This window comes from Gordonia sp. L191 (assembly GCF_030077625.1).
Classification (GTDB): Bacteria; Actinomycetota; Actinomycetes; order Mycobacteriales; family Mycobacteriaceae; genus Gordonia; species Gordonia polyisoprenivorans_A.
This window is the reverse complement of sequence record NZ_CP125996.1, coordinates 3,900,802-3,924,540: the sequence shown is the minus strand read 5'-3', so window position 1 is coordinate 3,924,540 and position 23,739 is coordinate 3,900,802. Positions and strand designations below refer to the sequence as shown.

Annotated in this window: 22 protein-coding genes; 19 read left to right on the top strand and 3 right to left on the bottom strand. The window is 65.5% G+C overall.

The window, feature by feature from the left end; translation table 11 throughout:
- Positions 1 to 4 precede the first annotated feature (4 nt).
- Positions 5 to 844, bottom strand: coding sequence for a crotonase/enoyl-CoA hydratase family protein (locus QNM97_RS17735; RefSeq protein ID WP_283819628.1), 840 nt, complete (start codon positions 842 to 844; stop codon positions 5 to 7).
- Between the two features lie 506 nt (positions 845 to 1,350).
- Here QNM97_RS17735 and QNM97_RS17730 point away from each other — a divergent pair.
- From QNM97_RS17730 to QNM97_RS17655, 16 genes are all read left to right on the top strand, one after another.
- Entirely contained in the window at positions 1,351 to 2,082 is a 732-nt protein-coding gene (locus tag QNM97_RS17730) for an MlaE family ABC transporter permease (protein ID WP_006370810.1), read from the top strand.
- A gap of 23 nt (positions 2,083 to 2,105) precedes the next feature.
- Entirely contained in the window at positions 2,106 to 2,975 is an 870-nt protein-coding gene (locus QNM97_RS17725) for an MlaE family ABC transporter permease (protein ID WP_006370811.1), read from the top strand.
- Entirely contained in the window at positions 2,975 to 4,138 is a 1,164-nt protein-coding gene (locus tag QNM97_RS17720) for an MCE family protein (protein WP_006370812.1), read from the top strand. Before QNM97_RS17725 ends, QNM97_RS17720 begins: the two co-directional genes overlap by 1 nt.
- Positions 4,138 to 5,151, top strand: coding sequence for an MCE family protein (locus tag QNM97_RS17715; RefSeq protein ID WP_283819627.1), 1,014 nt, complete (start codon positions 4,138 to 4,140; stop codon positions 5,149 to 5,151). The genes QNM97_RS17720 and QNM97_RS17715 overlap by 1 nt, the downstream gene beginning before the upstream one ends.
- Positions 5,148 to 6,149 carry an MCE family protein gene (locus tag QNM97_RS17710; protein WP_283819626.1) on the top strand — a complete coding sequence of 334 codons (1,002 nt, stop codon included), beginning with the start codon at positions 5,148 to 5,150 and terminating at the stop codon, positions 6,147 to 6,149. Before QNM97_RS17715 ends, QNM97_RS17710 begins: the two co-directional genes overlap by 4 nt.
- On the top strand, positions 6,146 to 7,390 hold the full coding sequence (locus QNM97_RS17705) for an MCE family protein (RefSeq protein WP_283819625.1): 1,245 nt from the start codon (positions 6,146 to 6,148) through the stop codon (positions 7,388 to 7,390). Before QNM97_RS17710 ends, QNM97_RS17705 begins: the two co-directional genes overlap by 4 nt.
- Positions 7,390 to 8,541 carry an MCE family protein gene (locus QNM97_RS17700; RefSeq protein WP_283819624.1) on the top strand — a complete coding sequence of 384 codons (1,152 nt, stop codon included), beginning with the start codon at positions 7,390 to 7,392 and terminating at the stop codon, positions 8,539 to 8,541. Before QNM97_RS17705 ends, QNM97_RS17700 begins: the two co-directional genes overlap by 1 nt.
- On the top strand, positions 8,538 to 9,947 hold the full coding sequence (locus QNM97_RS17695) for an MCE family protein (RefSeq protein ID WP_283819623.1): 1,410 nt from the start codon (positions 8,538 to 8,540) through the stop codon (positions 9,945 to 9,947). Before QNM97_RS17700 ends, QNM97_RS17695 begins: the two co-directional genes overlap by 4 nt.
- Positions 9,923 to 10,513, top strand: coding sequence for an Rv1363c family protein (locus tag QNM97_RS17690; RefSeq protein WP_283819622.1), 591 nt, complete (start codon positions 9,923 to 9,925; stop codon positions 10,511 to 10,513). The genes QNM97_RS17695 and QNM97_RS17690 overlap by 25 nt, the downstream gene beginning before the upstream one ends.
- Positions 10,510 to 11,322 (top strand): hypothetical protein, encoded by an 813-nt coding sequence (locus QNM97_RS17685; RefSeq protein WP_283819621.1) that lies wholly within the window; start codon positions 10,510 to 10,512, stop codon positions 11,320 to 11,322. Before QNM97_RS17690 ends, QNM97_RS17685 begins: the two co-directional genes overlap by 4 nt.
- A gap of 293 nt (positions 11,323 to 11,615) precedes the next feature.
- A complete protein-coding gene (locus QNM97_RS17680; RefSeq protein WP_283819620.1) occupies positions 11,616 to 12,020 on the top strand; it encodes a hypothetical protein in 405 nt (134 codons plus the stop codon).
- A 5-nt stretch (positions 12,021 to 12,025) separates the two neighbouring features.
- Positions 12,026 to 13,075, top strand: a complete 1,050-nt coding sequence (locus tag QNM97_RS17675; RefSeq protein ID WP_283823243.1) for an alcohol dehydrogenase catalytic domain-containing protein — start codon at positions 12,026 to 12,028, stop codon at positions 13,073 to 13,075.
- Positions 13,076 to 13,079: 4 nt separating this feature from the next.
- A complete protein-coding gene (locus QNM97_RS17670) occupies positions 13,080 to 14,600 on the top strand; it encodes an aldehyde dehydrogenase family protein (protein ID WP_283819619.1) in 1,521 nt (506 codons plus the stop codon).
- Positions 14,601 to 14,644: 44 nt separating this feature from the next.
- Positions 14,645 to 15,973 carry a cytochrome P450 gene (locus tag QNM97_RS17665; RefSeq protein WP_283819618.1) on the top strand — a complete coding sequence of 443 codons (1,329 nt, stop codon included), beginning with the start codon at positions 14,645 to 14,647 and terminating at the stop codon, positions 15,971 to 15,973.
- The gene (locus QNM97_RS17660) at positions 15,973 to 16,185 is read left to right on the top strand and encodes a ferredoxin (RefSeq protein ID WP_283819617.1); all 213 of its coding nucleotides are present in this window, start codon (positions 15,973 to 15,975) and stop codon (positions 16,183 to 16,185) included. The genes QNM97_RS17665 and QNM97_RS17660 overlap by 1 nt, the downstream gene beginning before the upstream one ends.
- A 1-nt stretch (position 16,186) precedes the next feature.
- On the top strand, positions 16,187 to 17,452 hold the full coding sequence (locus QNM97_RS17655) for an NAD(P)/FAD-dependent oxidoreductase (RefSeq protein WP_283819616.1): 1,266 nt from the start codon (positions 16,187 to 16,189) through the stop codon (positions 17,450 to 17,452).
- A gap of 37 nt (positions 17,453 to 17,489) precedes the next feature.
- On the opposite strand, the gene QNM97_RS17650 is transcribed toward QNM97_RS17655, so the two are convergent.
- Complete coding sequence (locus QNM97_RS17650; protein ID WP_283819615.1) at positions 17,490 to 18,638, bottom strand: LuxR C-terminal-related transcriptional regulator; 1,149 nt, start codon at positions 18,636 to 18,638, stop codon at positions 17,490 to 17,492.
- A gap of 61 nt (positions 18,639 to 18,699) precedes the next feature.
- Between QNM97_RS17650 and QNM97_RS17645 the strand changes: the two genes are divergently transcribed.
- Genes QNM97_RS17645 through QNM97_RS17635 form a run of 3 tightly spaced genes read left to right on the top strand, consistent with a single transcriptional unit; the run spans position 18,700 to position 22,642 of the window.
- On the top strand, positions 18,700 to 20,274 hold the full coding sequence (locus QNM97_RS17645) for an acyl-CoA synthetase (protein ID WP_283819614.1): 1,575 nt from the start codon (positions 18,700 to 18,702) through the stop codon (positions 20,272 to 20,274).
- A gap of 47 nt (positions 20,275 to 20,321) precedes the next feature.
- A complete protein-coding gene (locus QNM97_RS17640) occupies positions 20,322 to 21,386 on the top strand; it encodes an ABC transporter ATP-binding protein (RefSeq protein ID WP_283819613.1) in 1,065 nt (354 codons plus the stop codon).
- Positions 21,387 to 21,421: 35 nt separating this feature from the next.
- A complete protein-coding gene (locus QNM97_RS17635) occupies positions 21,422 to 22,642 on the top strand; it encodes a PucR family transcriptional regulator (protein ID WP_283819612.1) in 1,221 nt (406 codons plus the stop codon).
- 23 nt (positions 22,643 to 22,665) lie between these two features.
- Here QNM97_RS17635 and QNM97_RS17630 read toward each other — a convergent pair whose 3' ends face one another.
- Complete coding sequence (locus QNM97_RS17630) at positions 22,666 to 23,643, bottom strand: NmrA family NAD(P)-binding protein (RefSeq protein ID WP_283819611.1); 978 nt, start codon at positions 23,641 to 23,643, stop codon at positions 22,666 to 22,668.
- Positions 23,644 to 23,739: the final 96 nt, after the last annotated feature.

Below are 23,739 nucleotides of genomic sequence, written 5' to 3'. Positions count from 1 at the left end.
ATCGTCAGTCTCGGTAAGTGGGCGTACGGCGATCCCGTGCCGCGGCCAGGGATTCGGCGAGGTCCGCGGAGAGCAGGGTGGCGGCATTCCACAGTGCGACCTGCTCGAGGCCGTCGCCGATCGGGTGGTCGCGCGCGAAATTAAGGGCACGTTTGGTGCCGCGGACCGCCAGCGGTGACCGCGCGGCGATGGTGGCGGCCAGCTCGCGTGCGGAGGCCAGGACGCCGTCGCGATCGTCGGAGACCCGCGTGACCAACCCGATGGCACGGGCCTCCTGCGCGTCGACGGTGCGTGCGGTCAGGGCGAGCTCGCGGGCGAGGCCCTCGCCGATGATCCGTGGCAGACGTTGCAGCACACCGACGTCGGCGGTCACTCCGAGGTCGACCTCCTTGAGGCAGAAACGGGCGTCGGCAGCCGCGAGGCGCACGTCGCAGGCGGCGGCGATGTCGAGTCCCGCGCCGATACAGGCACCGGAGATCGCGGCGATCACCGGTGCGCGGCACCCCTCGATGGCGCTGACCGCCTGCTGCAGTTCGATGATCCTGTCCAGCAACGCTTCCGAACCACGTCCGGCACACGGGTCGTCGGCGACGGTGGAGAAGTCGTCGAGCATCTGCAGATCGATGCCCGCGCAGAAGTGGCGCCCGGCCCCGGAGAGCACGACGACGCGTACCGACGGATCGGTGTCGATCTCGACGAAGGCCGACGCCAGGGACCACCACAGCCCGGCGTCGAGCGCATTGGCTGCGGCGGGACGATTCAGCTGCACCGAGGCGATTCCCTCGCACCGGTCGATCACCAACGAGGGATTCTCGGACGTGGACGGACGCGATGATGCCGTCATGAGAGCTCTCCTTCTCCACGATGCGCGCGGCTCGGATGCAGGAGAAGCTAACACGGACGCCGAGCGGGATGACAAGCCTCGGATCGGCCCTCGGGAGGCCGGCAACTCGAGCGAGTGGGCAGTGGAAAACCGCGGCTGCGCTGCGTCGATGCGGCGCCGGGACAGTGTGGACCCACCCGATCGGGGGAGGGGGGCTACCCCCAATGGGGTAGCAAGACATCACCGGCGGGGCAGGTGGACTCCCACGGAGCTTCGTTAGCGTTGCAGAGCGTCGACGTGTGATGGGCAACACATCAGAGGGTGAGAGTGTTCCATCCGGTCGGCCGAGTCCATTAGTCACGAACGTCGACAGTCCAAATCACGGCGTTCGGCCGCAGGTGATGACCTGCGGAATTCAAGGGGTGTGGTGGTCTGTGGCGACGGTGACCGACGTCGGGAGAACGGCAAGCAGGTCGAGGGGTGGTGGCAGCGCTCGGTGGTCGGCGGCCGGCGCTGCCGCCAAGACCGTGCCGCGAGCGATCGGCGGTTTCTACGCCACGTCGCTGGAAACGTTCCGGTACCTGTTCACCACCCGACTCCACGTCCGGGAACTGCTCCACCAGGCCTGGTTCATCGCCAGCATCTCCATCGTTCCGGCGCTGGCGATGTCGATCCCGTTCTGCATGATGTTCGTCTACGAGATCAACATCCTGCTCACCGAGGTGGGGGCAGTCGATCTCAGCGGCGCCGGTGCCGGTGTGGCCATCATCCGCGAGATCGGGCCCATCATCACCGTTCTCGTGGTCGCCGGTGCCGGCTCGACGGCCATCTGTGCCGATCTGGGCTCACGGACCATCCGCGAGGAGATCGACGCGATGCGGGTGCTCGGCACTGATCCGATCCAACGGCTCTGTGTGCCAAGGGTTGTCGCGTCCACGCTGGTGGCGGTGTTCCTCAACGGTCTGGTGTCGGCGGTCGGACTGATCGGCGGCTACGTCGCCACCGTGTACCTGCAGGGGGCCTCGCCCGGGCAGTACATCACCAGTATCTCCATCATCACCGGGCTGCCGGACTTCTTCGTCAGTGAGATCAAGGCCGGTGTCTTCGGCCTGCTGGCCGGTCTCGTCGCCTGCCACCTCGGGCTGAACGTGAAGGGCGGCCCGAAGGGTGTCGGCGATGCGGTGAACCAAACGGTCGTCTACGCGTTCCTGCTTCTGTTCCTTGCCAATTCGGTGATCACGACGATCGCCATCCACTGATGACCCCGGGAGAAACCGCTTCGATGTCCACTGTCACGACCAAGATCCCACCGAACCGGGTACTCCGGGTCGCGCAACGTGCTGCCTCGGCGCCGTCGGGCTTCCTCGAGGGACTGGGACGACAGGTGTCGTTCTACATCCAGACGGTCGCCACGGTGCCCCGCACCATCCGCCGCTACCGCCTCGAGGTACTGCGACTCCTCGCCGAGGTGAGCATGGGCAGCGGTGCACTCGCCGTCATCGGCGGTACCGTCGTCGTGGTGTCAATGCTGTCGATCGCGGTGGGATACGAAGTGGGACAGCAGGGTACGACGTCATTGGGACGCATCGGCCTCGGCGCGTTCGCCGGCTTCATCTCGGCGTTCTTCAACACCCGTGAGGTGATCCCCGGAATCGCGGGGATCGCGCTGACCGCAACGGTCGGCGCAGGCTTCACCGCCCAGCTCGGGGCCATGCGCGTCAGCGAGGAGATCGACGCCCTCGAGACGATGTCGATCCCGTCGCTTCCGTATCTGGTGGCCACCCGGCTGACCGCCGGCGTCATCGCCGTCGTGCCGCTGTATGCGGTCGCGTTGTTCGTCGGTTACGCGGCAACACAATTCGTCACCATCGTTCTGTACGGCCAGGCATCGGGTACCTACTCGCACTACTTCAGTGTGTTCCTGGTGCCCAAGGACGTCCTGTGGTCGATGGTCAAGGTACTCCTGATGGCTGTCGTGGTGATGTGCGTGCACTGCTATCACGGTTACAACGCCCACGGCGGTCCGGCCGGGGTGGGCGTGGCCGTCGGTCGCGCGGTGCGTACCTCGCTGATCGCGGTCATGCTGATCGATCTGCTGGTCGGTCTCGCGGTGTACGGCGGCCCGTCCGGCGCGGTGAAGGTGTCCGGCTGATGGGACATTTCCGCGACTTCGGCCGGATGGCCAACCTCCTGCTCGGCATCGGGCTCATCCTCGTCATCACCGCCTCGGTGGTGCTCTCACTGGCGCTCTATCGCGGCGATCTGCGCGACACGGTTCCTGTGACCGTCTACGCCGACCGCACCGGTCTCATGCTCGAACGCGGCTGCGACGTCAAACTCAACGGAGTCGTCGTCGGTCGCGTGGAATCGGTGGTGGCCGAACGTGATCGGGCACGAATCAATATCAGTATCGACTCCGACCGGGTCGACGACATCCCATCGAATGTGTCCGCGGCAATCGATCCGACCACCCTGCTCGGCCGCAAGTTCATCACCCTGGAGCGCCCGCAGTTCCCCGAGCGGTCGCGGTTGATCGGGGGCTCGGTCATCGACTTCACCCAGAACTCGACGGAGGTCAACGATCTGCTGAAGTCGTTGGTCCAGGTCGTCGACGAAGTCGATCCGCGCAAGGTGTCCGACACCCTCAATGCACTCGCGCTCGCCGTGAACGGAGCAGGTGACGAGACCGGTCGGCTCATCGATCAGCTCAACACCTATCTCGGCACGTTCAATCCGTACCTCCCGTTGTTGCGCCGCGACATCCGGATCGGCACCCCGGCGGTGCAGACCCTGGCCGATGCCGCCCCGGACCTGTTGACGACGGTGCGCAACCTGACCACGACGGCACACACCTTGACCGACAAACAACAACAGTTCGCCGCGTTCCTGCTGAGCTTCTCCAACCTGGGCAACACGGGTCGGGATCTGTTCGTCGCAGGCGGACGCCCGCTCCAGGAGTCGGTGGCCTCGCTGAATCCGACGCTGGCCGTGCTCGGTCAGTTCTCCGGCATCCTGCCATGCTTCCTGAACAACCTCGCCCAGACGTCGCGCACTCTCGAGCTCACCAACGGCGGCAGCGCCTTACCGGGCCTCAACGTCGTCGGCACCATCCTCGCCGGCAACCCGCCCTACACCTATCCGGAGAATCTGCCGAAGGTCGGCCTGTCCGGAGTGGGACCGAGTTGCTACGAACCACGAGGCGGACGCGTGGGTCACGTCGACTTCCCCGACGGCTCCGACGCCTACCGGCCGATCAACGACGCCGGTGATCTGATCGGAAACCCGTTGGCCACATTGCTGTTCGGAGGCCACTGATGAAGACGACGGCAGTGGTACTCAAACTCGTCGCGTTCGTGGCGATCACCACCCTCGCCGGTGCGTTCGTCGCGGTCACCGCCGGCAACCTGCGATTCGGTCCGAGCACCGGGTACAGCGCCGTGTTCAGCTCGGCCACCGGCGTCGAGAACGGGTCCGAGGTGCGCATCGCAGGCGTGCCCGTCGGGTCGGTCACCGGTGTCCATCTCGACGGTGACGGGCACGCCGTTGTCGACTTCGACGTGCGCACCACCAACACGCTCATGGACGGGACCCGGGCGGTGATCCGGTACAAGAATCTCATCGGCGACCGGTTCGTCGAGCTGCTCGACGGTCCCGGCGCGATGGGCCAACTGCCCGCGGGCGGCACCATCCCGGAGACCCAGACGACCCCCGCGCTCGACATGGATCAGGTCGTCAATGGCTTCCGGCCACTGCTGCAGGGCCTCAATCCCGATCAGGCCAACCGGATCTCGGCGTCGCTGGTGCAGGTGCTCAATGGCCAGGAGGCCGCGGTCTCCGATCTCGTCGAGCAGATGGGCACCCTGACGAACTCGTTGGCCGACCGCGATCAGGTGATCGGTGAGATCATCAACAACTTCTCCAATGTCCTGCAGGTCATCAACGCGCGCGCCGACCAGTTCGACGGACTCATCACCGGACTGTCCACGCTCGTGCGTGATCTGTCCGCCGACAGCGGTCGCATCAGCTCGTCGTTGACCCAGATCAACGGACTCACCGGAGCTCTGGGCGGCATCGTCACCGATGCCCGGCCTGCTCTGGCCGGCTCGGTCACCGGGCTGCAACAACTGACCGGCAACCTCCAACGCAACACGACCACACTGGATGTGATCTTGAATCGACTCCCCGAAACCTACCGACTGATCGGGCGTGCGTCGGGCTACGGCAGCTTCGTCAACTTCTTCGTTTGCGGGCTGGCCATCAAGTACGGCCCCGGTGCGCATGATCGCACCCCGATGTTCACCGCTCCTGCCGCGAGGTGCCAGCCGTGATCGATCTGAACAAGTCGATGCTGGAACGCAATACGCTCACCATGGGCATCGTCGGAACCGTCGCGATCATCGTGGTGCTGGTCCTGGCGTTCAACTTCCGGTCATTGCCGGTGATCAACAGCGGTCACACCATGCACATCGAGTTCGCCGACGCGAGCGGTCTGCACGAGGGTGATCCGGTGTTGGTGGCCGGCGTCGAGGTGGGCAAGGTCGACAAGATCTCCCTCGACGGCGCGAAGGTGGTCGTCGATGCCTCCGTCGACACCTCCGATCAGCGGCTCGGCAACGACTCGACCGCGGCCATCAAGGTCCGAACCGTGTTGGGGCAGCGCTGCATCGAGATCACCCCGCGCGGAACCGGATCCCTCGACAAGGGTGCCACCATTCCGGTGGCGCGCACGACATCGGGCTATGACATCACCCGCAGCCTCGAGGAGGTCACCGGCAAGGTGTCGGCGACTGACACGGTGGACCTGTCCACGGCATTGAACCAGCTCACCGACGTCGAGGCGGCGTTGCCGCCGGATCTGAAGTCCTCACTGAGCGGACTGTCGCGACTCTCGGAGACCATCGCCTCCCGCGACAGCCAGCTGCGCACGCTGCTGAGCAACTCCGACACGACCAGCAAGGTGCTGGCACAGCGCAATCAGGAACTGGCGGCGTTGTTCGGGCAGGGGACGACGCTGTTCACCGCGCTCAACCGGCGCTCGGAAGACATCCACGCGATCCTCGTGCAGGCACGGCAGGTCGCCGACGGGCTCAAGGGTATCGCCAACGACAACCAGACAACCCTCAAACCCGCTCTCGATCAGCTCAATTCGGTGCTCGACCTGCTGAACAAGAACCGTTCGAACATCGATCAGTCGATCACCGGACTCAAGACCTTCACCTACCAGCTCGGTGAGGCGGTCGGTTCCGGACCGTTCTTCGGGGTGTTGCTGCAGAACATTGCACCCGCCACGGTTCCCTTCCCCGCGACGACAGGAGCACCGCGATGACCCGCGACGACAGCAGCGCTTCAGTGCCGCGGCGCCGCACCCGAAGTGGCGGGCTGTTCCCGAAGTTCAGCAACTACCGCAAAACCCGCGCCACGAGTTCGGGGAGTTCGACACCCGGCAAGATCACGGTGTGCGTGCTCGCCGTCGCCGCGATCATCGGCGCGACCGCCTACTACGTGGACCGCTCAGGGTCGACCTCACTGACCGTCATGTTCCGCAACTCCGCGGGCCTCTACGTCGGCGATGAGGTGATGGTGCTCGGCGTGCCGGTGGGCAAGGTGGACGCGATCACCCCCGGCCCGAACGGGGTTCAGGTGGCGCTGACCGTCGACGGTCAGCCGATCCCGAAGGACGCCAAGGCCGCGATCATCGCGCCGACCCTGGTGACCGGGCGGTACGTGCAGCTGGTCCCGCCCTACACCGGCGGCGACACCCTGGCCGACGGATCGGAGATCCCCATCGACCGCACCGCGACTCCTGTCGAATTCGACGAGGTCAAACAGCAGTTGGTGCGGCTGGCCGACGACCTCGGGCCGACCTCGGCGGACGAGCAGGGGACTCTGAACCGCTTCCTCACCACCACCGCGCGCACCGTCAACGGCAACGGGCAGGTGCTACGGCAGGCGCTCGTGCAACTCTCCGGTGCGTCGGGCACCCTCAATCGCGGTGGTACCGACCTGTTCGCGACGGTGCGTAACCTACAGCAGTTCGTCGCGGCGATGTCGGCGGCGGACAACCAGATCCGCACCTTCTCCGATCAGCTCGCGACGTTCTCCGGCGTGCTCGCCGACAACCGCACCGAGACCGATCAACTGCTGGCGAGTCTGGCTTCGGCCTTCGACGTGATCAAGAACTTCGTCGACACCATTCGCGAGGCACTCGTGCGTGACGTCGGCAAGGCCAACGACATCACCGGCCTGCTCGTCGACCGCGTCGACACCCTCGCCGACATCCTGCACGTGGCCCCGACCGCGGTGTCGGACTTCTACAACATCTATGACCCGGTGGGCAATTCACTGACCGGTGCGCTCGGCATCCCGGACATCCCCGACCCGCAGTCGTTGATCTGCGCGTTGGTGGCGACGGTCAACGCACCGGAGGGCCAGTGTGCCTCGACGCTGACGCAGATCCGCCAGAACGCGGCGACCGCGGCGGCCCGGGCCGGCGTCAACCCGTCGGCCTCGACCACGCCGGCTGCTCCGACGTCGGCACCCACCTCGACACGGCCGGGAGGACGCTGATGAGATCCGCACGATCCGTTCGTCTCTCACGTGGTACGCGTGTCTCGGCACTCGGTCTCCTCGTCGCGGCGGCCGTGGGCACCAGTGCGTGCACCTTCGATGGTGTCAACTCGATCCCGTTGCCGGGCAACACCGCATCGGGTTCGACCTATCAGATCACCGTCGATCTCGCCGACGCCCAGAACCTGGTGGGCAACTCACCGGTGAAGTCCGAGAACGTCACGGTGGGCAACATCCGCAAGATCGTCACCGACGGCTGGCACGCCCAAGCCGTGCTCGACATCGACTCCGACACCGATCTGCCGGGCAACGTCAACGCCACCCTCGCCCAGACCAGTCTGTTCGGTTCGCAGTACATCGAGCTGCACGTGCCCGACGGACAGCAACCCGAGGGGCGACTCGGCAACGGCGCCCACCTGGGCTTGAACCGCAGTGACGGGTACCCTGCGGTGGAGGACGTGCTGTCGTCATTGTCGTTGGTACTCAACGGCTCTGCCCTGCAACAGGTCCGCACGATCAGCACCGAGGTCGACCAGGTGCTGGCCGGGCGGCAGGAGGACGCACGTCAGGTCATCGACCGCCTGCAACCGCTGGTGGACACGCTCAACAGCCAGCGCGACCAGATCGGCAACGTCATCGATGCCATGGGCCGGCTCAGCACCGAACTCGATCGGCAGAAGGAGGTGATCGGCGCGGGGATCGACGCTCTGCAGCCCGCCATCGACGTAGTGAACAACCAAGAGAAGCAACTCGTCTCGATGCTCGACTCGGTCGGCCAGTTCGGACAGGTGGCGACCTCGGTACTCGACAACAGTCATCAGAATCTGGTGAGCGACCTACAGAACCTGGCCCCCACGCTCGACGGGCTGGCCAAGGTGGGGGACAACCTCACCGAGGCGCTCAAGATCGCGTTGACCCTGCCGTTCCCGGTGATGGCCACCGACCGGGGAATCAAGGGCGACTACCTGAATCTATTCCTCACACTGGACATCAGTCCCGGCAAACTCGCCAACGTGGTGCTGCCCAGCCTCACCCGGCAGCCGAGGAACCAGGCGCCGAGGACCCAGACGCAGGGGAATCAGACGCAGACCGCGCGTGGCTCGGCCGATCCGATGCTGGCCCCGCTGACCGCAGGACGGACGACCCGATGAGATCGAAACTGGTACGCGTCCAACTGATCATCTTCGCCGTGATCTCGGTGCTCGCCGTCGGCTACGGCGCCTATGCCTATGCCGGCTTTCAGCGCTACACCGGGATCGGCACCTATACGGTGACTGCCGATCTCAGCGATGCCGGCGGCCTGTATCCCAATGCGCTGGTCACCTACAACGGTGTCGACGTCGGGGTGGTCACCGCGGTCGATCCCGCCGACGACGGCGCGCAGGCGCGCCTGCAGGTGAAGTCCGACTTCCACATCCCGTCGGACTCCGAAGCCTACGTGCGCAGCGTGTCGGCGGCCGGGGAGCAGTTCATCGACCTGGTGCCCACCTCCGGTGACGGCTCCGGGTTCTTGCAGGATGGATCGCTAATCCCGCAGAGTCGCACCAACATCCCGATCCCGGCAACCGATGTCATCAACAAGGTGCAGCAGTTGCTGGCGAAGGTTCCCAAATCCGATCTGCACACCACCCTCGACGAGGCCTCGACCGCGCTGCGTGACATCGGACCCGACCTCAACAGCGCGCTGACCGCATCCAGCGAACTGGTGGGACTGGCCTCACAGAGCCTGGACCAGACCACCCAGTTGCTCGTCGACACCGACCCGCTGTTGACCACGGTGGTGCGCTCGGGTCCCGACATCTCCTCGTTCGCCACCGACCTCGCGTCGTTCACCGGTCAACTCGCCATGAGCGACAACGATATTCGGACGACCCTCGATACCGGTCCGGCGGCGATCGACTCGGCGACCGGGCTGTTGGGTGATCTCACCACACCGCTGCCCATCCTGTTGGCCAACCTGCAGACCGTGGGTGAGGTGCTGCGCGTCAACGTTCCGGGTATCCGGCACATCCTCGTCGTGTATCCGGCGATCGCGACCGCGGTCAACACGATGGAACAGGGGTTCCAGGACCCCGCCGACCGCGAGTCCGGGCAGGGCGAACTTGACCTCAAGCTGGGCAACACCAACAATCCGCCGCCCTGCACCACTGGATACGGTACGCAACGCCGCAATCCCGGTGATCTGTCACCGGTTCCGGTCACCGACACCTACTATTGCAACCTGCCCAAGGCTGATCCGCGTGTCACGCGCGGAGCACGCAACGTGCCGTGTGCGACCGATCCGTCGGTGCGGACCGCGGAGGTGGCGCGCTGCCCCGAGGGGCTGCCGTCGACGTGGCCACAGATGCTCAGCAGGCCCAACGCGCCCTATCAGGCGCCTCCGACGGTCGGTGGCGACCCGGCGGATGACGATGCGGCCCAGGCCGTTCCGTACGACCCCCGAACCGGTAGGTTCCGGGCGCCCACCGGCGCGTACTACTCGCTCGGCTCTCTACTCAGTCCGGCCGGCCCGACACCGAAGGAGAAGACAACATGGCAACAGCTGTTTCCGCAGTGACGACGCCGCGCACCGACACCGATCCCGAGGACGACGACCTCGAGGTGGAGGCCCAGGCGCCGCCGGCCGTGCCGACTCGTCGTCGCAGGGTGTGGGCTGCCGTGATGGCGCTGTGCCTGGCCCTCGCCATCGGTGGTGGCACCTGGGCAGGCCTGCTCTACCAACAACACCGCGACGTCGCCGCGGTTGCCCAGCGCGATGATCTCATCGTTGCGACCGCCCGTCAGATGGTGGCCAACCTGGTGACGCTGCGCTACTCCAGCGCCGATGCGGACGTGCGTCGCATCCAGGCCGGTACCACCGGAGACTTCCGCAACCAATTCGCGGACACGACAGGAAGTTTCGCGGCAGTTCTCAAGCAGGGACAGGTCGATTCGACCGGCGCCGCGACGTCGGTGGCGCTCATCAACGCCGATGACCAGCACGCGACGGCGATCGCCGCGGTCACCTCGACGGTGAAGAACTCGGAGGCGCCGCAAGGCCAGCAACGCGTCTACCGGATGAAAGTCGATCTGACCAACCAGGACGGAAAGTGGCTGGTCTCGAATATGGAGTTCGTCTCATGAGTGACACCGCAGTGACAACCACCGAGAACCTCGACACCACCGAGAGCAAGGACACCGGGGCCGAGAACTCCGGGGCCACGGATGACACGTCCGCAGGCATCACCACGGACGCGGATACCACCCAGGACGCGGATACCACCCAGGACGCGGCCACGACCGATGCCGCCCAGTCGCAGGAGGCCGACCGCCCGGCCACCACGGAGATCCCGGCGCAGGAACCGTTGGAAGACAGCACGACACGCAAGCGTGGGTTCCCGAAGCCCTCGGTCCCGGGCGTTGTCTCGCGCGCGGTGGCCGCAGGCTCGAGGCGGCTGGCCCGACTCGGAGCCGGGCGCGTCCGGATCGTCACCGCGATCGTCGTCCTGGCGTTCGCCGCTGCCGCCGTGGCATTGGGCATCACCGCACACCAGCACCAGCAGGACCGGACCGCGGCGACGGCCTCGGCCGACGCGCTGGCCGCGGCGAATCGGATCGTGCCGGATTTGTTGACCTACAAGGCCGATGGGATCGACGCGGACTTCGCCGCGAAGTACAAGCTGTTGACCGGATCGTTCCAGGGAGACTTCACGAAGTTGACCCAGCAGACGATCATCCCCGCGGCCAAGCAGCGCAACATCACCACGCAGGCCAAGGTGGCCGCGGCCGGCGTCATCGAGAGCACGCCCACCACCGCGAGCGTGCTGATGTTCATCAACCAGTCCACGACCAGCACCGACGATCCCGATCCGACATTGGATGGCAGTCGCATCCGGGTCAGCCTGACCAAGGACGGCGACACGTGGAAGGTCTCCGGCCTGCAACCTGTCTGACCAGTTTTCCGGTGATGCGGGCCGGTCACCTCCGGCCGCCTATCGCCCCCGAGCACGGCCCCGCATCGGCACGCCCCCCAGTCGTCGATGCGGGGCCGTTTCCATGCGCATGGACGGGTCGATTCGGGGGATCGGGTGGTCTGGCATGCCGCCGAGTCGCGGCTGTGGCGCCGGTCATACCCCCAAAGGGATACGGAGATGCCACCAAATGCGGTTACCTGCATCACATCGCCTTTGAAAGCATTGCATCACAAGGCAATCAGCCCTGATCTATCGCATCGAAGGAGACAGCAGTGGGTTACTTCAAGGACGCCGAGGAACTGGACACCTACATCGGTGGGGTGTTCCGGGATGCCGGAGATCACCCGGAGTCCGGTCCGAAACTCAAGGCGGCCAACATCGTCATGCGCGTGCTCTACAACGATCCCGACTGCGAGGTCACCATCGCCTTCCGCGACGACTACCAGGTCATCACCGGACCGAGCGACCTCAAGCCGGATATCACCCTGCTCATGCGCGGCGACACCGCCGATCAGTTCTGGCGCGGTGACTACAACCTCGCGGTCGGCCTGGCCAAGGGACAGGTCAAGGCGAAGGGGCCGGTCAACAAGATCCTCAAGCTCGTACCGCTGACCAAGCCGCTGTTCCCGATGTACCGCGAGAAGGTGGCCGCCAAGGACGCCGAGGTGAAGGCGTGAGCACGATGAAGGCCGCGGTGCTGCGCGCACCGCACGTACTCGAGGTCGACGACGTGCCGATCCCCTCCATCTCCGAGCCCACCGATTTGCTGCTGAAGGTCGAGAAGACGGCCATCTGCGGCACCGATCTGCACCCCTACGAAGGCCGCCTGGAACTCGAGTCCGACATCATCCTCGGTCACGAATTCCTCGGCACCGTCGTCGAGGTCGGCGACGCCGTCACCCAGTTCAGCGAGGGCGACCGCGCCGTGTCGTCGTGTGTGGTCAGCTGCGGTGCGTGCTACCAGTGTCGCCGGCACCAGCCCGGCAACTGCGCGGGCAGCCGGATCTTCGGCCTGGGCCTCGCGCTCGGTGATCTCGACGGCGGGCAGGCCGAGTACGTGGTGGTGCCCTCGGCCGACTTGACCGCCCGCGCCATCCCCGAGGGCGAGAACATCGACGACGAGGACATCCTCTTCGCCGGTGACATCATGACCACCGGCCACGAGGCCGTTGCCCGCGCGATGCGCGCCGGCGACATCGTCGCCGTCGTCGGTGCCGGTCCGGTTGGGTTGTGCGCCGCGATGTCGGCCGTCGCGCTCGGTGCGAGCAAGGTCATCGTCGTCGACAAGGTCGCCGCACGACTGACCGAGGCCGAGAAGTTCGGCGCCATCGGCGTCAACTCCAGCGAGGTCGACGGCACCGACGCGGTGCTCGATCTCTCGGATTGGCGGGGCGCAGACGTCGTCGTCGACGCCGTCGGCCATCCGTCGGCACTGCTCGCCGCGATCCCGTTGTTGCGTGCCGGCGGCACGCTTTCGATCCCCGGTGTCTACACCGAGGAGTCGATCGACGGATTCCCCTTCGCCGAGCTCTATCTCAAGGGCGTGAAGGTGGAGATGGGCGTCAGTCACATCACCGAGTACATGGACGAGGTCATCGGCCTGATGACCGCGGGCAAACTCCATCCGAGCGCGATGATCTCCCACCGCATGGGCCTGTCGGAGGCAGCCGACGCCTACAAGCTCTTCGAGGCCCGCGAGGCCATGAAGATCATCCTGGATCCGTCGAGGTAGACACATGACAAGTATTGACGTGCAACACTATGCACTGCACATCGACGGCAAGGCCGTCGACACCGACGAGTCGATGACCATCGTCAACCCGGCCGACGCCTCGGTGGTCGCGACGGTGGCCAAGGGCACCGCGAGCCACATCGACGACGCGGTCGCCGCAGGCAAGGCGGCCTTCGAATCGCGGGTGTGGGCCGGCAAGACCCCACAGGAGCGGGCTGCGATCATGCGGGCGATCGCGGACGCCGCCAACGACCAGATCGAAGAACTCGTCGAGCTGGAGATGTCGGCCAACGGCGCGACCGTGCGTCAGGCGACCGGCTTCCACGTCGGATATGCGTTGGCGCACTTCACCTTCTTTGCCGATCTCGCCGACACCTACCAGTTCGTCCGTCCGGCCCCCGTGGTCACCTTCCCCGCGCTCGCGCAGAGCGTGGTGCATCGTGAACCCCTGGGTGTCGTCGGTGCGATCGCACCGTGGAACTTCCCGCTGCTGCTGACCCTGTGGAAGGTGGGACCGGCTCTGGCAGCAGGGAACTCGGTGGTCGTCAAACCCGACGAGCACACGCCGCTGTCGATGCTGCGATTCGCCGAGATCGCCGAAGCCAACGGATTGCCCGCCGGCGTCCTCAACGTGGTGCCCGGCGACGGGCGCGATGCCGGTGCCCGGCTGGCCAGCCATCCCGACATCGCCAAGATCGCCTTCACCGGATCGACCCAGATCGGCCGGGAAATCATGAAACTGGCGTCGGGCACCGTCAAGGAGGTCACCCTCGAACTCGGCGGCAAGGGTCCGTCGATCGTCCTCGACGACGCCGACCTCGACCTCGCCGTCGACGGTGTGCTCTACGGCTGTTTCACCTACTCCGGCCAGATCTGCGAGTCGGGCACGCGGGCGATCGTGCCGCGCAGCCTGCACGACGAGTTCGTGACCCGGCTGGTGGAGCGGGCCGGCACGATTGCCCTTGGCGCGCCCGATGATTGGGACACCGACATGGGTCCGGTCATCGACGGCAAGCAGCAGGCCCGGATTCTCGCCTACATCAACGACGCCGTCGCTGCCGGCGCACAGGCGGTGATCGGTGGTGGCGTTCCCGAGGGCGAGCAGTTCGAAAGCGGCTACTGGGTGGCGCCGACCATCCTGACCGACGTCGACAACTCGATGCCGGTGGCGCGGGAAGAGATCTTCGGACCCGTCCTCACCGTCATTCCCTACGACACCGACGACGAGGCCATCGCCATCGCCAACGACAGCGAGTACGGCCTGGCCGCCAGCGTGTGGACCACCGACAACGGCCGCGGGCTCGCCGTCGCCGAACAGGTCCAGACCGGCAGCGTGTGGATCAACGACGCCCACCAGATCAACGCGCAGGTCCCCTTCGGCGGCTACAAGCAGAGCGGTGTGGGTCGAGAACTCGGCCCCGACGCCCTGGATGCCTACACCCAAGCCAAGGCGGTCCACGTGGATCTCTCCGGTGGGCGCGAGGCCAAACCGTACGACATCCTGCTCAGTCACGCCGACGACTGAGCGGGCGCACACACCCACAGCCCAACGATGGACAGGACACCCTGATGTCAACAACTTTTGATGACGCCGACCTGAGTTTCGACGACGACGACGGTGATGTCGTCCCCAGCAACGACGTCGCGGCGACCCGCGAGTACTACCCGATCAACATCTCCTCCGATGCGTTCTGGGACCAGGACGCACCCGTGCGGGAGAAGGTGTACGCCCAGCTACGCGACACCGCTCCGGTGACCTGGCAACCGGCCCTGGAGACCACGGTCGTCCCCGATCCCGACGATCCGGGCTTCTGGGCTGTGGTCAAACACGAGCACATCACCGAGATCAGCCAGCACAACGACGTGTTCGTGTCGTCGTACGGCGTGTTCGCCGACATGCTGCCGTCGATGTTTCTCGAGATGGCCATGTCGTTCCTCGCCATGGACAACCCGCAGCACGACAAGATCCGCAAGCTGGTCAGTGCGGCGTTCACGCCCAAGCAGATCCGCAAGATCGAGAACGACATCGCATCTCGGGCACACCGCATCGTGTCCGCGGTGGCTGATCGGGACGAGATCGACTTCGTCGCCGACATCGCGCGACACCTGCCGATCGAGATGTACGGCGACATGTTCGGCATCCCCGAAGACCGCGTGGTCGCCGTCGGCCACGCGGCCGATGAGATCACCGCCTGGGCCGATCCCGATTTGCTGGCCGGGCGGGACGCAGCTGAGGTGCAGACCGAGGCCGCGCTGTTCATTCATGACCTGGCCGAGGAATTGGTTGCCGATCGCCGCGAGAACCCGAAGAACGATCTGATCACGAACCTCGTGCAGGCCGAGGTCGACGGCGAGAAGCTGACCGTCTTCGAGATCGGCGCGGTGATGACCCTGTTCTCGGTCGCGGCGACCGACACCACGCGCCACACCACGAGTTTCGCGGTGAAGGCGTTGACGGACTTCCCCGAACAGCGGGCGTGGTTGTGGGAGGACTTCGAGGGCCGGATCAACAAGTCGATCGAGGAGTTCCTGCGGTGGGGGTCGGTGGTACTGACGTTCCGCCGTACCGCTGTCGCCGAGTACGAACTCGGCGGCCAGCAGATCCTGCCCGGCGACAAGGTCGTGATGATGTACGGGTCGGGTAACTGGGACACCGAGGTCTTCGACGACCCGGACACCTTCGACCTGCAGCGTAGCCCCAACCCGCATGTCGTTTTCGGTGGTGGTGGCGTGCACTACTGCCTCGGCAACCAGTTGGCCAAGTCGATGATGCGGTCGCTGTTCCGGGAACTGCATCAGCAGATGCCGGATTTCGTTGCCGGTGAACCGAAGCTGATGCGAACCAACTTCATGCGCGGCGTTCTGGAGATGCCGTTCTATCCGCACGGGAGGAAGTGATGACCGTGGCGACGACAGGTTGCCGAATCAAGGTGGACATGGGCCGATGCTCGGGACTGGGTTTGTGTGAGGCCGAGGCCCCCGATCACTTCGAGATCGGTGACGACGGGCAACTCACCGTGCTGTCCTTCGACGTCACCGACCGCGATCGCGAGGAGGTCGAGGCCGCGGTGCGCACCTGCCCGACACAGGCGATCACGATCGAGGACTGACGTGAGTATCGATCACCTCGTGGTGGTGGGTGCCGGACTCGCAGGCATTCGTGCCTGCGAGTCCGCGCGGCGTGAGGGGTACCTGGGCGCTTTGACCCTGGTCGGAGCCGAGGAACACCTGCCCTACGACCGGCCGCCACTGTCCAAGGAACTCCTGATGGGACCGGACGAACCGGCCATTCCGGAGTTGCGTGAACGCGAGTTCCTGGTCGACGAACTCGGTGTCGAGGTCCGCACCGGTGCGCCGGCGGTGGGCCTCGACGTCGAGTCGCGCAAACTGGCGACCGCGGCCGGCGACATCGGTTACGACGCACTGATCATCGCGGTCGGCGCGCATGCGCGCCGGCTTCCCGGAAGCGACGGCGTCGGTGGGATCCACACGGTGCGCACCTACGCCGACACCCAGTCGATCTGGCGGGCCCTGCGGTCCTCGTCGCGCGTCGTGGTGGTCGGCGCCGGATTCATCGGCGCCGAGGTCGCCTCGGCGGCAAGGAAATTGGGACTCTCGGCGACGATTGTCGAGGCCGCCCCGGCGCCGCTGACGCGGTCACTCGGCGTCGAGGGCGGTGCCCTGTGCGCAGATCTGCACGCCGCCAACGGAACCGAGCTGATCCTCGGCGTGGGGGTGGAGGGTTTCCAGACCGGGATTGTCCAGGATGGGGCTCTCCAGACCGGGGAATCCCGGGTGACGGGCGTGGTGCTCTCCGACGGTCGAGTGCTCGACGCCGACCTCGTGGTCGTCGGCGTCGGCGCGATTCCATCAACCCAGTGGCTCGCCGATTCCGGTGTTGCACTCAATGATCGCGACGGTGGCGTGGAGTGCGACGAATATCTGGCCGCATTGGGAGTCGACGGGACACCGATTCCGGGCGTGTGGGCGGCCGGCGACGTCGCCCATTGGCCCAACGGATTGTTCGACCGCCGCATGCGACTCGAACACTGGACCAGCGCGGTCGAACAGGGCGCGCTGGCGGCACGCAATGCCCTGTCGGACGGCGATCTCACCGCCTATCAGACCGTGCCGTACTTCTGGTCGGACTGGTACGGGGTGCGGTTGCAGTTCGTCGGGGTGCCACACACCGACGAACTCCTGGTGCAACACCGGGTCGACAAGACCGGCGGAACCGTGGTGCTCTACCGCGAGGCGGACACACTCGCCGGCGTCCTGACCATCGGCCGCCCGGACCTCATCATGAAGTACCGGCGACTGGTGTCGAAGCGGTCGTCGTGGGCGGATGGGGTGGCGTTCGGTGCCGGTCACTGCTGAGCGGCTGCGACCGCGGAGCCCGTCTCGGACTCCGCGGTCACTGTCCGTTCTCGTTGAACCAGAACGCGGTCGCCTCGGATCGATTGGCAGCCTGCAGCTTTCGCAGAACGTGCTTGACGTGCTGCTTGACGGTGCCCTCGGAGATCACCAGCTCACGCGCGATGGCGCCGTTGGTGCGTCCCTGGGCCAGCAGCGCGAGGACCTCGAGTTCGCGCGCGGTCAGTCCGGCGTCGGCGATGCGACGCGAGCGGGAGGCGCGCGGCGCGGCCGGGTTCGGGGTGTCGGCGAACACCGGCTCGTCGTAATCGGGGGTGAGGCTGCGGCGCACGGAAACGGTGTGCGCCTCGTCGGCGGTCTGGCCGATGGCGTCGGTGATCGACTGCAGTCCGGTGCGCAGGGTGGCGAGTTCCTCGCTCATCCGGGCGCGGCTGAGCGCGAGGCGCAGGCTCTGGGCGAACCCCATGAGCAGTTGACAATCCTCACCGGTGACGTCGCCGCTCTGTTGGTACTTGTCGGCGTGCAGCAGGCCGACGACCCGCCCCTCGGACACGATGGGGGCCGCAACGTACGACCGGGACAACGAGACCTCGGCAATCGGGCGATTCACCCGGACGTCGTCCTGCACGTCGGTGACGAGCAGGCCCTCCCGGCGGCGCACGATCTCGGTTTCGTGGATCTGGGGTCCCAGCGTCTGGGGATTCTGGCGGCCGGCCTGGGCGATCGCCTCGGCCCAATCGGGTTCATCGGGAACGTAGGCGCATTCGGAGGTCCAGAGGCGACCATCGACCCGCGAGATGATCGCGCGGTGAAAACCGAGCTCGCAGATCAGTTGCGGGGCGAGGGTGACGATTTCCTCGGTGCTGCACGGCGCGGCTTCGAGTTGCGACACCGCGTCGGCAAGGCGTGCGGCGACGCCGGTGCGTTCGTCGAGGCGGTCGACGAGCAGTCGGTCCACGGACTGGAGTTTGGCCAGGCGGGAGCTCAGCTCTGGCGACAGTTCGCCGAGTTCGGTGTCGAGTACGGACGCGAGATCCGACCATGCCTGCTGGAGAAGGCGTTTCACCGGAATCAGGTTCCGGTCGGCGTCCTCCACGTGCTCACGCAGTGCTGCCAGGATCTCACGCGAATCCACCAGCGGTCCTGCGTCAGAGGAGGTGGACGCCTTCGCTCTGACGATGTGGTGCATCTAGAAGACTCTACCAATGTGTGTTGTCAATCACATAACCCATCCACGACAGAAGGAAGACATGTATCCAGCAATTCACGCGGCACGTACTGCCGACAAGCCGGCGATCATCGTCGGTGACACCGGCGATGCTCTCACCTACGCCGAACTCGAGCGTCAATCGACGCAGTTGGCCAACGCGCTGCGCGCCGCCGGTTTCGTCGACGGTGACGTGGTCGCGTTGCTGAGCACCAACGCCGTCGAGGTGTTCGTCGTGTACTGGGCCTGTTTGCGCAGCGGGCTGTATCTCACGCCGGTCAACACGCATCTGTCGCCCGGCGAGATCGCCTACATCGTCAACGACTGCGGCGCGCGTGCGCTCGTCGCGTCGGCGGACCTCGCCGAGGCGGCCGCGGCGGCCCGGGCCGAGTGCGCGAGCCTGGAGATCGCACTGTCCTTCGATCCGCGAGTCGGCGACGGGGAGCGTGGCGAGTCGATCGAGGGATTCGGCGACTACGCGGAGTTCGTGGCGGGCGGGTCGCCCGAGGCACCCGGTCATCAGCGGCGCGGCAACGACATGCTCTACAGCTCCGGGACGACGGGACGACCCAAGGGCGTCAAGCCGCCGCTGCCCGACCGGCAGGTCGGCGATCCGGGTGACCCCTACGTGATGGTGTTCGGTGGCACCTATCAGATGGGTCAGGACACCGTGTACTTCTCACCGGCACCCCTGTATCACGCAGCCCCGCTGCGTTTCGGGATGATCACGCAGAGCCTCGGCGGCACCGTGATCACCGTCAAGAAGTTCGACGCACAGCAGTGCCTCGAGCTCATCGAGCGGTATCGGGTCACCCACACCCAGTGGGTGCCCACGCATTTCGTCCGCATGTTGCGGTTGCCGGCGCAGGTGCGTGAACGCTACGACGTGTCGAGCCTGACGCACGCGGTGCACGCGGCCGCGCCGTGTCCGCCGGAGGTCAAGAAGGCGATGATGGACTGGTTCGGTCCGATCCTGCACGAGTACTACTCCTCGACCGAGGCCAACGGCATCACCATGGTGAATCCGGTCGAATGGCAGACCAAACCCGGCACCGTCGGACAGGCGAAACTCGGTGTGCTGCACATCTGTTCCGACGAGGGCGTCGAACTGCCGGTGGGGGAATCGGGCACGGTGTACTTCGAACGCGACGCGTTGCCGTTCAGCTATCACAACGATCCGAAGAAGACGGCGTCGGCGCAGCACCCCGAGCATCCGACGTGGACCACGACCGGCGACATCGGCTATGTCGATGACGATGGCTACCTGTTCCTCAACGACCGCAAGGCCTTCACGATCATCTCAGGCGGCGTCAACATCTACCCGCAGGAGATCGAGAACTGCCTGGCCCTGCACCCCGACGTCGACGATGTCGCGGTGGTCGGTGTGCCCGATCCGGAGTACGGCGAACGTGTGCTGGCGGCGGTGAAGACGGCGCCGGGCGTCGTCGGCGACGACGACGTGGCACAGCGATTGCAGGCCTTCGTCCGAGAACATCTCGCGGGGTACAAGGTGCCTCGGGAGTTCCATTTCGTCGATGACCTACCGCGGACCCCAACCGGAAAGCTGGTGAAAGGGCCGCTGCGCCAGAAGTTCTCGACCGATCAGGCCGGAGTGTGAGACTCCGCGAGGGACGACGATCCGCAGAGAGGGAGTCGAGGTAGACCATGGGTGTCGAGGTGAGTGTGGCGAATCTGACGAAGTCGTTTGGTTCGCAGAATATTTGGCGTGATGTGTCGTTGACCTTGCCGGAGGGTGAGGTGTCGGCGTTGTTGGGTCCGTCGGGTACCGGTAAGTCGGTGTTTTTGAAGACGTTGATCGGTTTGCTGCATCCGGAGCAGGGGTCGGTGATCATCGATGGCACCGATATCACCCAGTGTTCGGCCAAGGAACTGTATGAGATCCGCAAGTTGTTCGGTGTGTTGTTCCAGGATGGTGCGTTGTTCGGGTCGATGAGTTTGTATGACAACATCGCGTTCCCGCTTCGTGAGCACACGAAGAAGAAGGAGAACGAGGTTCGCGACATCGTGATGGAGAAGATCGACTTGGTCGGTCTGGCCGGTGCGGAGGACAAGCTGCCGGGTGAGATCTCTGGTGGTATGCGTAAGCGTGCCGGGTTGGCGCGGGCGTTGGTGTTGGATCCGCAGATCATCTTGTGTGATGAGCCGGACTCGGGTTTGGATCCGGTGCGTACCGCCTATATTTCGCAGTTGTTGATTGATATCAATGCGCAGATCGATGCGACGATCCTGATCGTGACGCACAACATCAACATCGCTCGGACGATTCCGGACAATATCGGGATGTTGTTCCGCAAGGAGTTGGTGATGTTCGGTCCGCGGGAGCAGTTGTTGACCTCGGAGCAGCCGGTGGTCAAGCAGTTCCTTTCCGGTGATCGGTTTGGTCCGATCGGTATGTCGGAGGAGAAGGACGAGGCTCTGGTGGCTCAGGAGGCGGCGATGGCGGCGGCCGGGATTTCCGGTGGTGGCACGAAGGAGGATTTCACCGAGATCATTCCGCAGGTCCAACCGAATCCGGGGATGCCCGAGCGCAAGGCGGTCGGGCGGCATCGTCAGCGGGTGTTGGAGTTGTTGCCGTCGTTGCCGGAGAACGCCCAGCGCGCGATCCGTGAATCGATGGCGCAGGAGGACGAGATCCGCGCGCAGGCACAGGCCCACGGTCGTCATGCCGGTGACGACGAGCCGACTGTGGTCCTCAACGCGGTGGTCTGACAGCTCATGATGCCCGTCGGGCAGGAGGCCCTCCGGTGAGTGTCGGGGCGCCCGGCGATCAGCAGGCCGCATTGTCGATCGGTATGCGCAGGGTGGCACACGCGATGACGGCCGATGTCGACTCCATCGCTGTGGACGTCAGTCGCGCAGTGCTCACCCGCAGCGGTCACGCGCCGGTGGACGAGACGTCTGAGTACTTCGCTGCGCTCGTCAGATCGACGTGTGCCAATGTCGGAACCTTCCTGTCGACGTTGGCCTACGATGTGCCGCCCGCCTCGGTGGGGCCGCCCGACGGTGCGATCGAACTCGTCGACCAGATCGCCAGCGATCCGGCGGGCCTGCCGGAATTGATCAGGATGTATCAGCTCGGTGCCGCGATGACTTGGGAGTGTTTCCTCGGTTATGCCGACGGGGTGATCAAGGACCGGGAGTTGTTGTCGCGCTTGATACTTCCTGCGAGCCGGCACCTCAGTGAGTATCTCGATCATGTGGTGCAGTGCTTGACCGTCCGGTGGGACGAGCGCGTGCTCGAAGCCGTCCGCTCGGGACACCGCACTCAGATCGTGCTCACGGCGCTGATGCATGGCGAGAGCGTCGACCTCGATCTGCTCGATCACCCGATAAATGGTCATCACATGGCGATCGCCTGCTCGGGGCTCGGCCGTGCGCAGCGACTTCGGCGGGTCGGGGACCGCATACGGCGGCGGCTGCCCGGGACCCGGGTGATCGATGTGGCCGACATCGACGGCGCCGACATTCTCTGGGTGTCGAACGAGGGACCGCCCGATCGGGATCTCGTGGTGGGTGAGTGTGCATCCGAGCCCGGGCAGGGCTTCTTGGCGGTGTCGGATGCGGATTCGGGTGCAAGGGGATTCGAGCGGGTCGGACGTGAGGCGACGGACACCTTGCGTGCGGTGGTCCGGATCGGTGGCCCGGCCCGGGCGGTGACGTTTCGTGACGTCGCTCTGTGCACCACGCTGTTGGCCGACGACGAGCGTGCGCAGCGATTCGCCCGAGTTGTCCTGGGACCGCTGGCCGCTCCGGACATCGAGGCGAGCCGTCTGCGCCAAACATTGCAATGCTACTTCGCATGCGGAGGCAACAAGGCCGCCGCCGGCGCGGCGCTCCACCTTCACGAGAAGACGGTGGCCTATCGACTCAGACGAGCGGCCCGCATCCTGGGAGTCTCGATCGATGCGGACCGCTTGAACCTGGAGGCAGCACTGTCTGTTCTGGCCGATCCGTCGGAACCCTAGAGCTGTGGGTCCCACTCGCGGGTTCAGACCGCGACTACCTGACCGAGCACGGCGTCGCGGTTGGCGGCGAGCCATTCGTCGAGGTGGCGGGCAGGTCGGCCGGTGAGGTATTCGACGATGTCGGACTTGCGCCAGACCGTCTCATTGTCCTGTTCGAACTGGAAGTAGTGGAGGTAGTACTCCACGGCGTCATCGGTTCCGATGTACGCCCGCAGCCCGTCACCGCAGTAGCGTTCGAATGCTTCGTCGGTTCCGTCGTACTCGATGGGGACGCCGAGCACGTCGGCGGCGAGGCGGGCGACCTCGTCGAATCGCATCACATCGTGGCCGTTGTCGAGGTGATAGATCTGGCCGATGTGACGGGCGTTGTCGGACAGGAGGATCGAGGCCGCGCACTCGCCGGTGTCGGTGGTGTCCAGAAAGGCCATACGACGATTGCGGGGGACGACGAGTTTGCGGTGCTGCTGGATCGGCGCCGCGAAGAAGGTCAAGAAGTTGTCCATGAAGTACGCCGCGTTGTTGATGTAGGTGATCGGCAGGCCGCTGCGGTCGAGGACGGCCTTGGCCTTGAGGTGCTGGACTGCGGTACCTCCACCGTCGAACTCGATGAGTGCCTTGGGAACCCGGCCGAGGGTCATGCCGATGGGGTCGGCGACGAGGCGAACCATGTGCCGCAGTCGGCCATGATGCCGCGCCGCCGCGACGATGTTGGTCATCGCGGTCTCTTCGTCCATGAAATCCGGTGTGACAACAAAACATCCGTCGACATCGTCGAATGCGCCGAGCAGGCTGGGGAGATCCAGGTAGTCGGCGAGCACAACCTCGGCTGTCGGAAACTTCTCCTGGAGGACGGGCACCACTTCGGGTTTGCTCGTGACCACTCGCAGTGCGGTGGCCTGTGCTGTGCGGGCGATGAGTTCGGCGCACGGTCCGCCGATGTGATTGTTTGCCCCGAATACGAGAATCCTGCGGAGTGGTTCTTTCGGTGCGGATACGTCCATGACGGCTTCCTGTCTGTTCAATCGGCTCGGAGCGTTCACCGAACCGACCGGCTGTTGTGATCCGGGTAACACCCGGTCACTTCAGGATCGGTCGGT

Excerpts from the sequence above, each read along its gene's own strand:
- QNM97_RS17735 (WP_283819628.1), bottom strand. The coding sequence starts at position 844 with ATGACGGCATCATCGCGTCCGTCCACGTCCGAGAATCCCTCGTTGGTG.
- QNM97_RS17725 (WP_006370811.1), top strand. The coding sequence starts at position 2,106 with ATGTCCACTGTCACGACCAAGATCCCACCGAACCGGGTACTCCGGGTC.
- QNM97_RS17720 (WP_006370812.1), top strand. The coding sequence starts at position 2,975 with ATGGGACATTTCCGCGACTTCGGCCGGATGGCCAACCTCCTGCTCGGC.
- QNM97_RS17715 (WP_283819627.1), top strand. The coding sequence starts at position 4,138 with ATGAAGACGACGGCAGTGGTACTCAAACTCGTCGCGTTCGTGGCGATC.
- QNM97_RS17705 (WP_283819625.1), top strand. The coding sequence starts at position 6,146 with ATGACCCGCGACGACAGCAGCGCTTCAGTGCCGCGGCGCCGCACCCGA.
- QNM97_RS17700 (WP_283819624.1), top strand. The coding sequence starts at position 7,390 with ATGAGATCCGCACGATCCGTTCGTCTCTCACGTGGTACGCGTGTCTCG.
- QNM97_RS17695 (WP_283819623.1), top strand. The coding sequence starts at position 8,538 with ATGAGATCGAAACTGGTACGCGTCCAACTGATCATCTTCGCCGTGATC.
- QNM97_RS17690 (WP_283819622.1), top strand. The coding sequence starts at position 9,923 with ATGGCAACAGCTGTTTCCGCAGTGACGACGCCGCGCACCGACACCGAT.
- QNM97_RS17685 (WP_283819621.1), top strand. The coding sequence starts at position 10,510 with ATGAGTGACACCGCAGTGACAACCACCGAGAACCTCGACACCACCGAG.
- QNM97_RS17675 (WP_283823243.1), top strand. The coding sequence starts at position 12,026 with ATGAAGGCCGCGGTGCTGCGCGCACCGCACGTACTCGAGGTCGACGAC.
- QNM97_RS17670 (WP_283819619.1), top strand. The coding sequence starts at position 13,080 with ATGACAAGTATTGACGTGCAACACTATGCACTGCACATCGACGGCAAG.
- QNM97_RS17665 (WP_283819618.1), top strand. The coding sequence starts at position 14,645 with ATGTCAACAACTTTTGATGACGCCGACCTGAGTTTCGACGACGACGAC.
- QNM97_RS17660 (WP_283819617.1), top strand. The coding sequence starts at position 15,973 with ATGACCGTGGCGACGACAGGTTGCCGAATCAAGGTGGACATGGGCCGA.
- QNM97_RS17650 (WP_283819615.1), bottom strand. The coding sequence starts at position 18,638 with ATGCACCACATCGTCAGAGCGAAGGCGTCCACCTCCTCTGACGCAGGA.
- QNM97_RS17645 (WP_283819614.1), top strand. The coding sequence starts at position 18,700 with ATGTATCCAGCAATTCACGCGGCACGTACTGCCGACAAGCCGGCGATC.
- QNM97_RS17640 (WP_283819613.1), top strand. The coding sequence starts at position 20,322 with ATGGGTGTCGAGGTGAGTGTGGCGAATCTGACGAAGTCGTTTGGTTCG.
- QNM97_RS17630 (WP_283819611.1), bottom strand. The coding sequence starts at position 23,643 with ATGGACGTATCCGCACCGAAAGAACCACTCCGCAGGATTCTCGTATTC.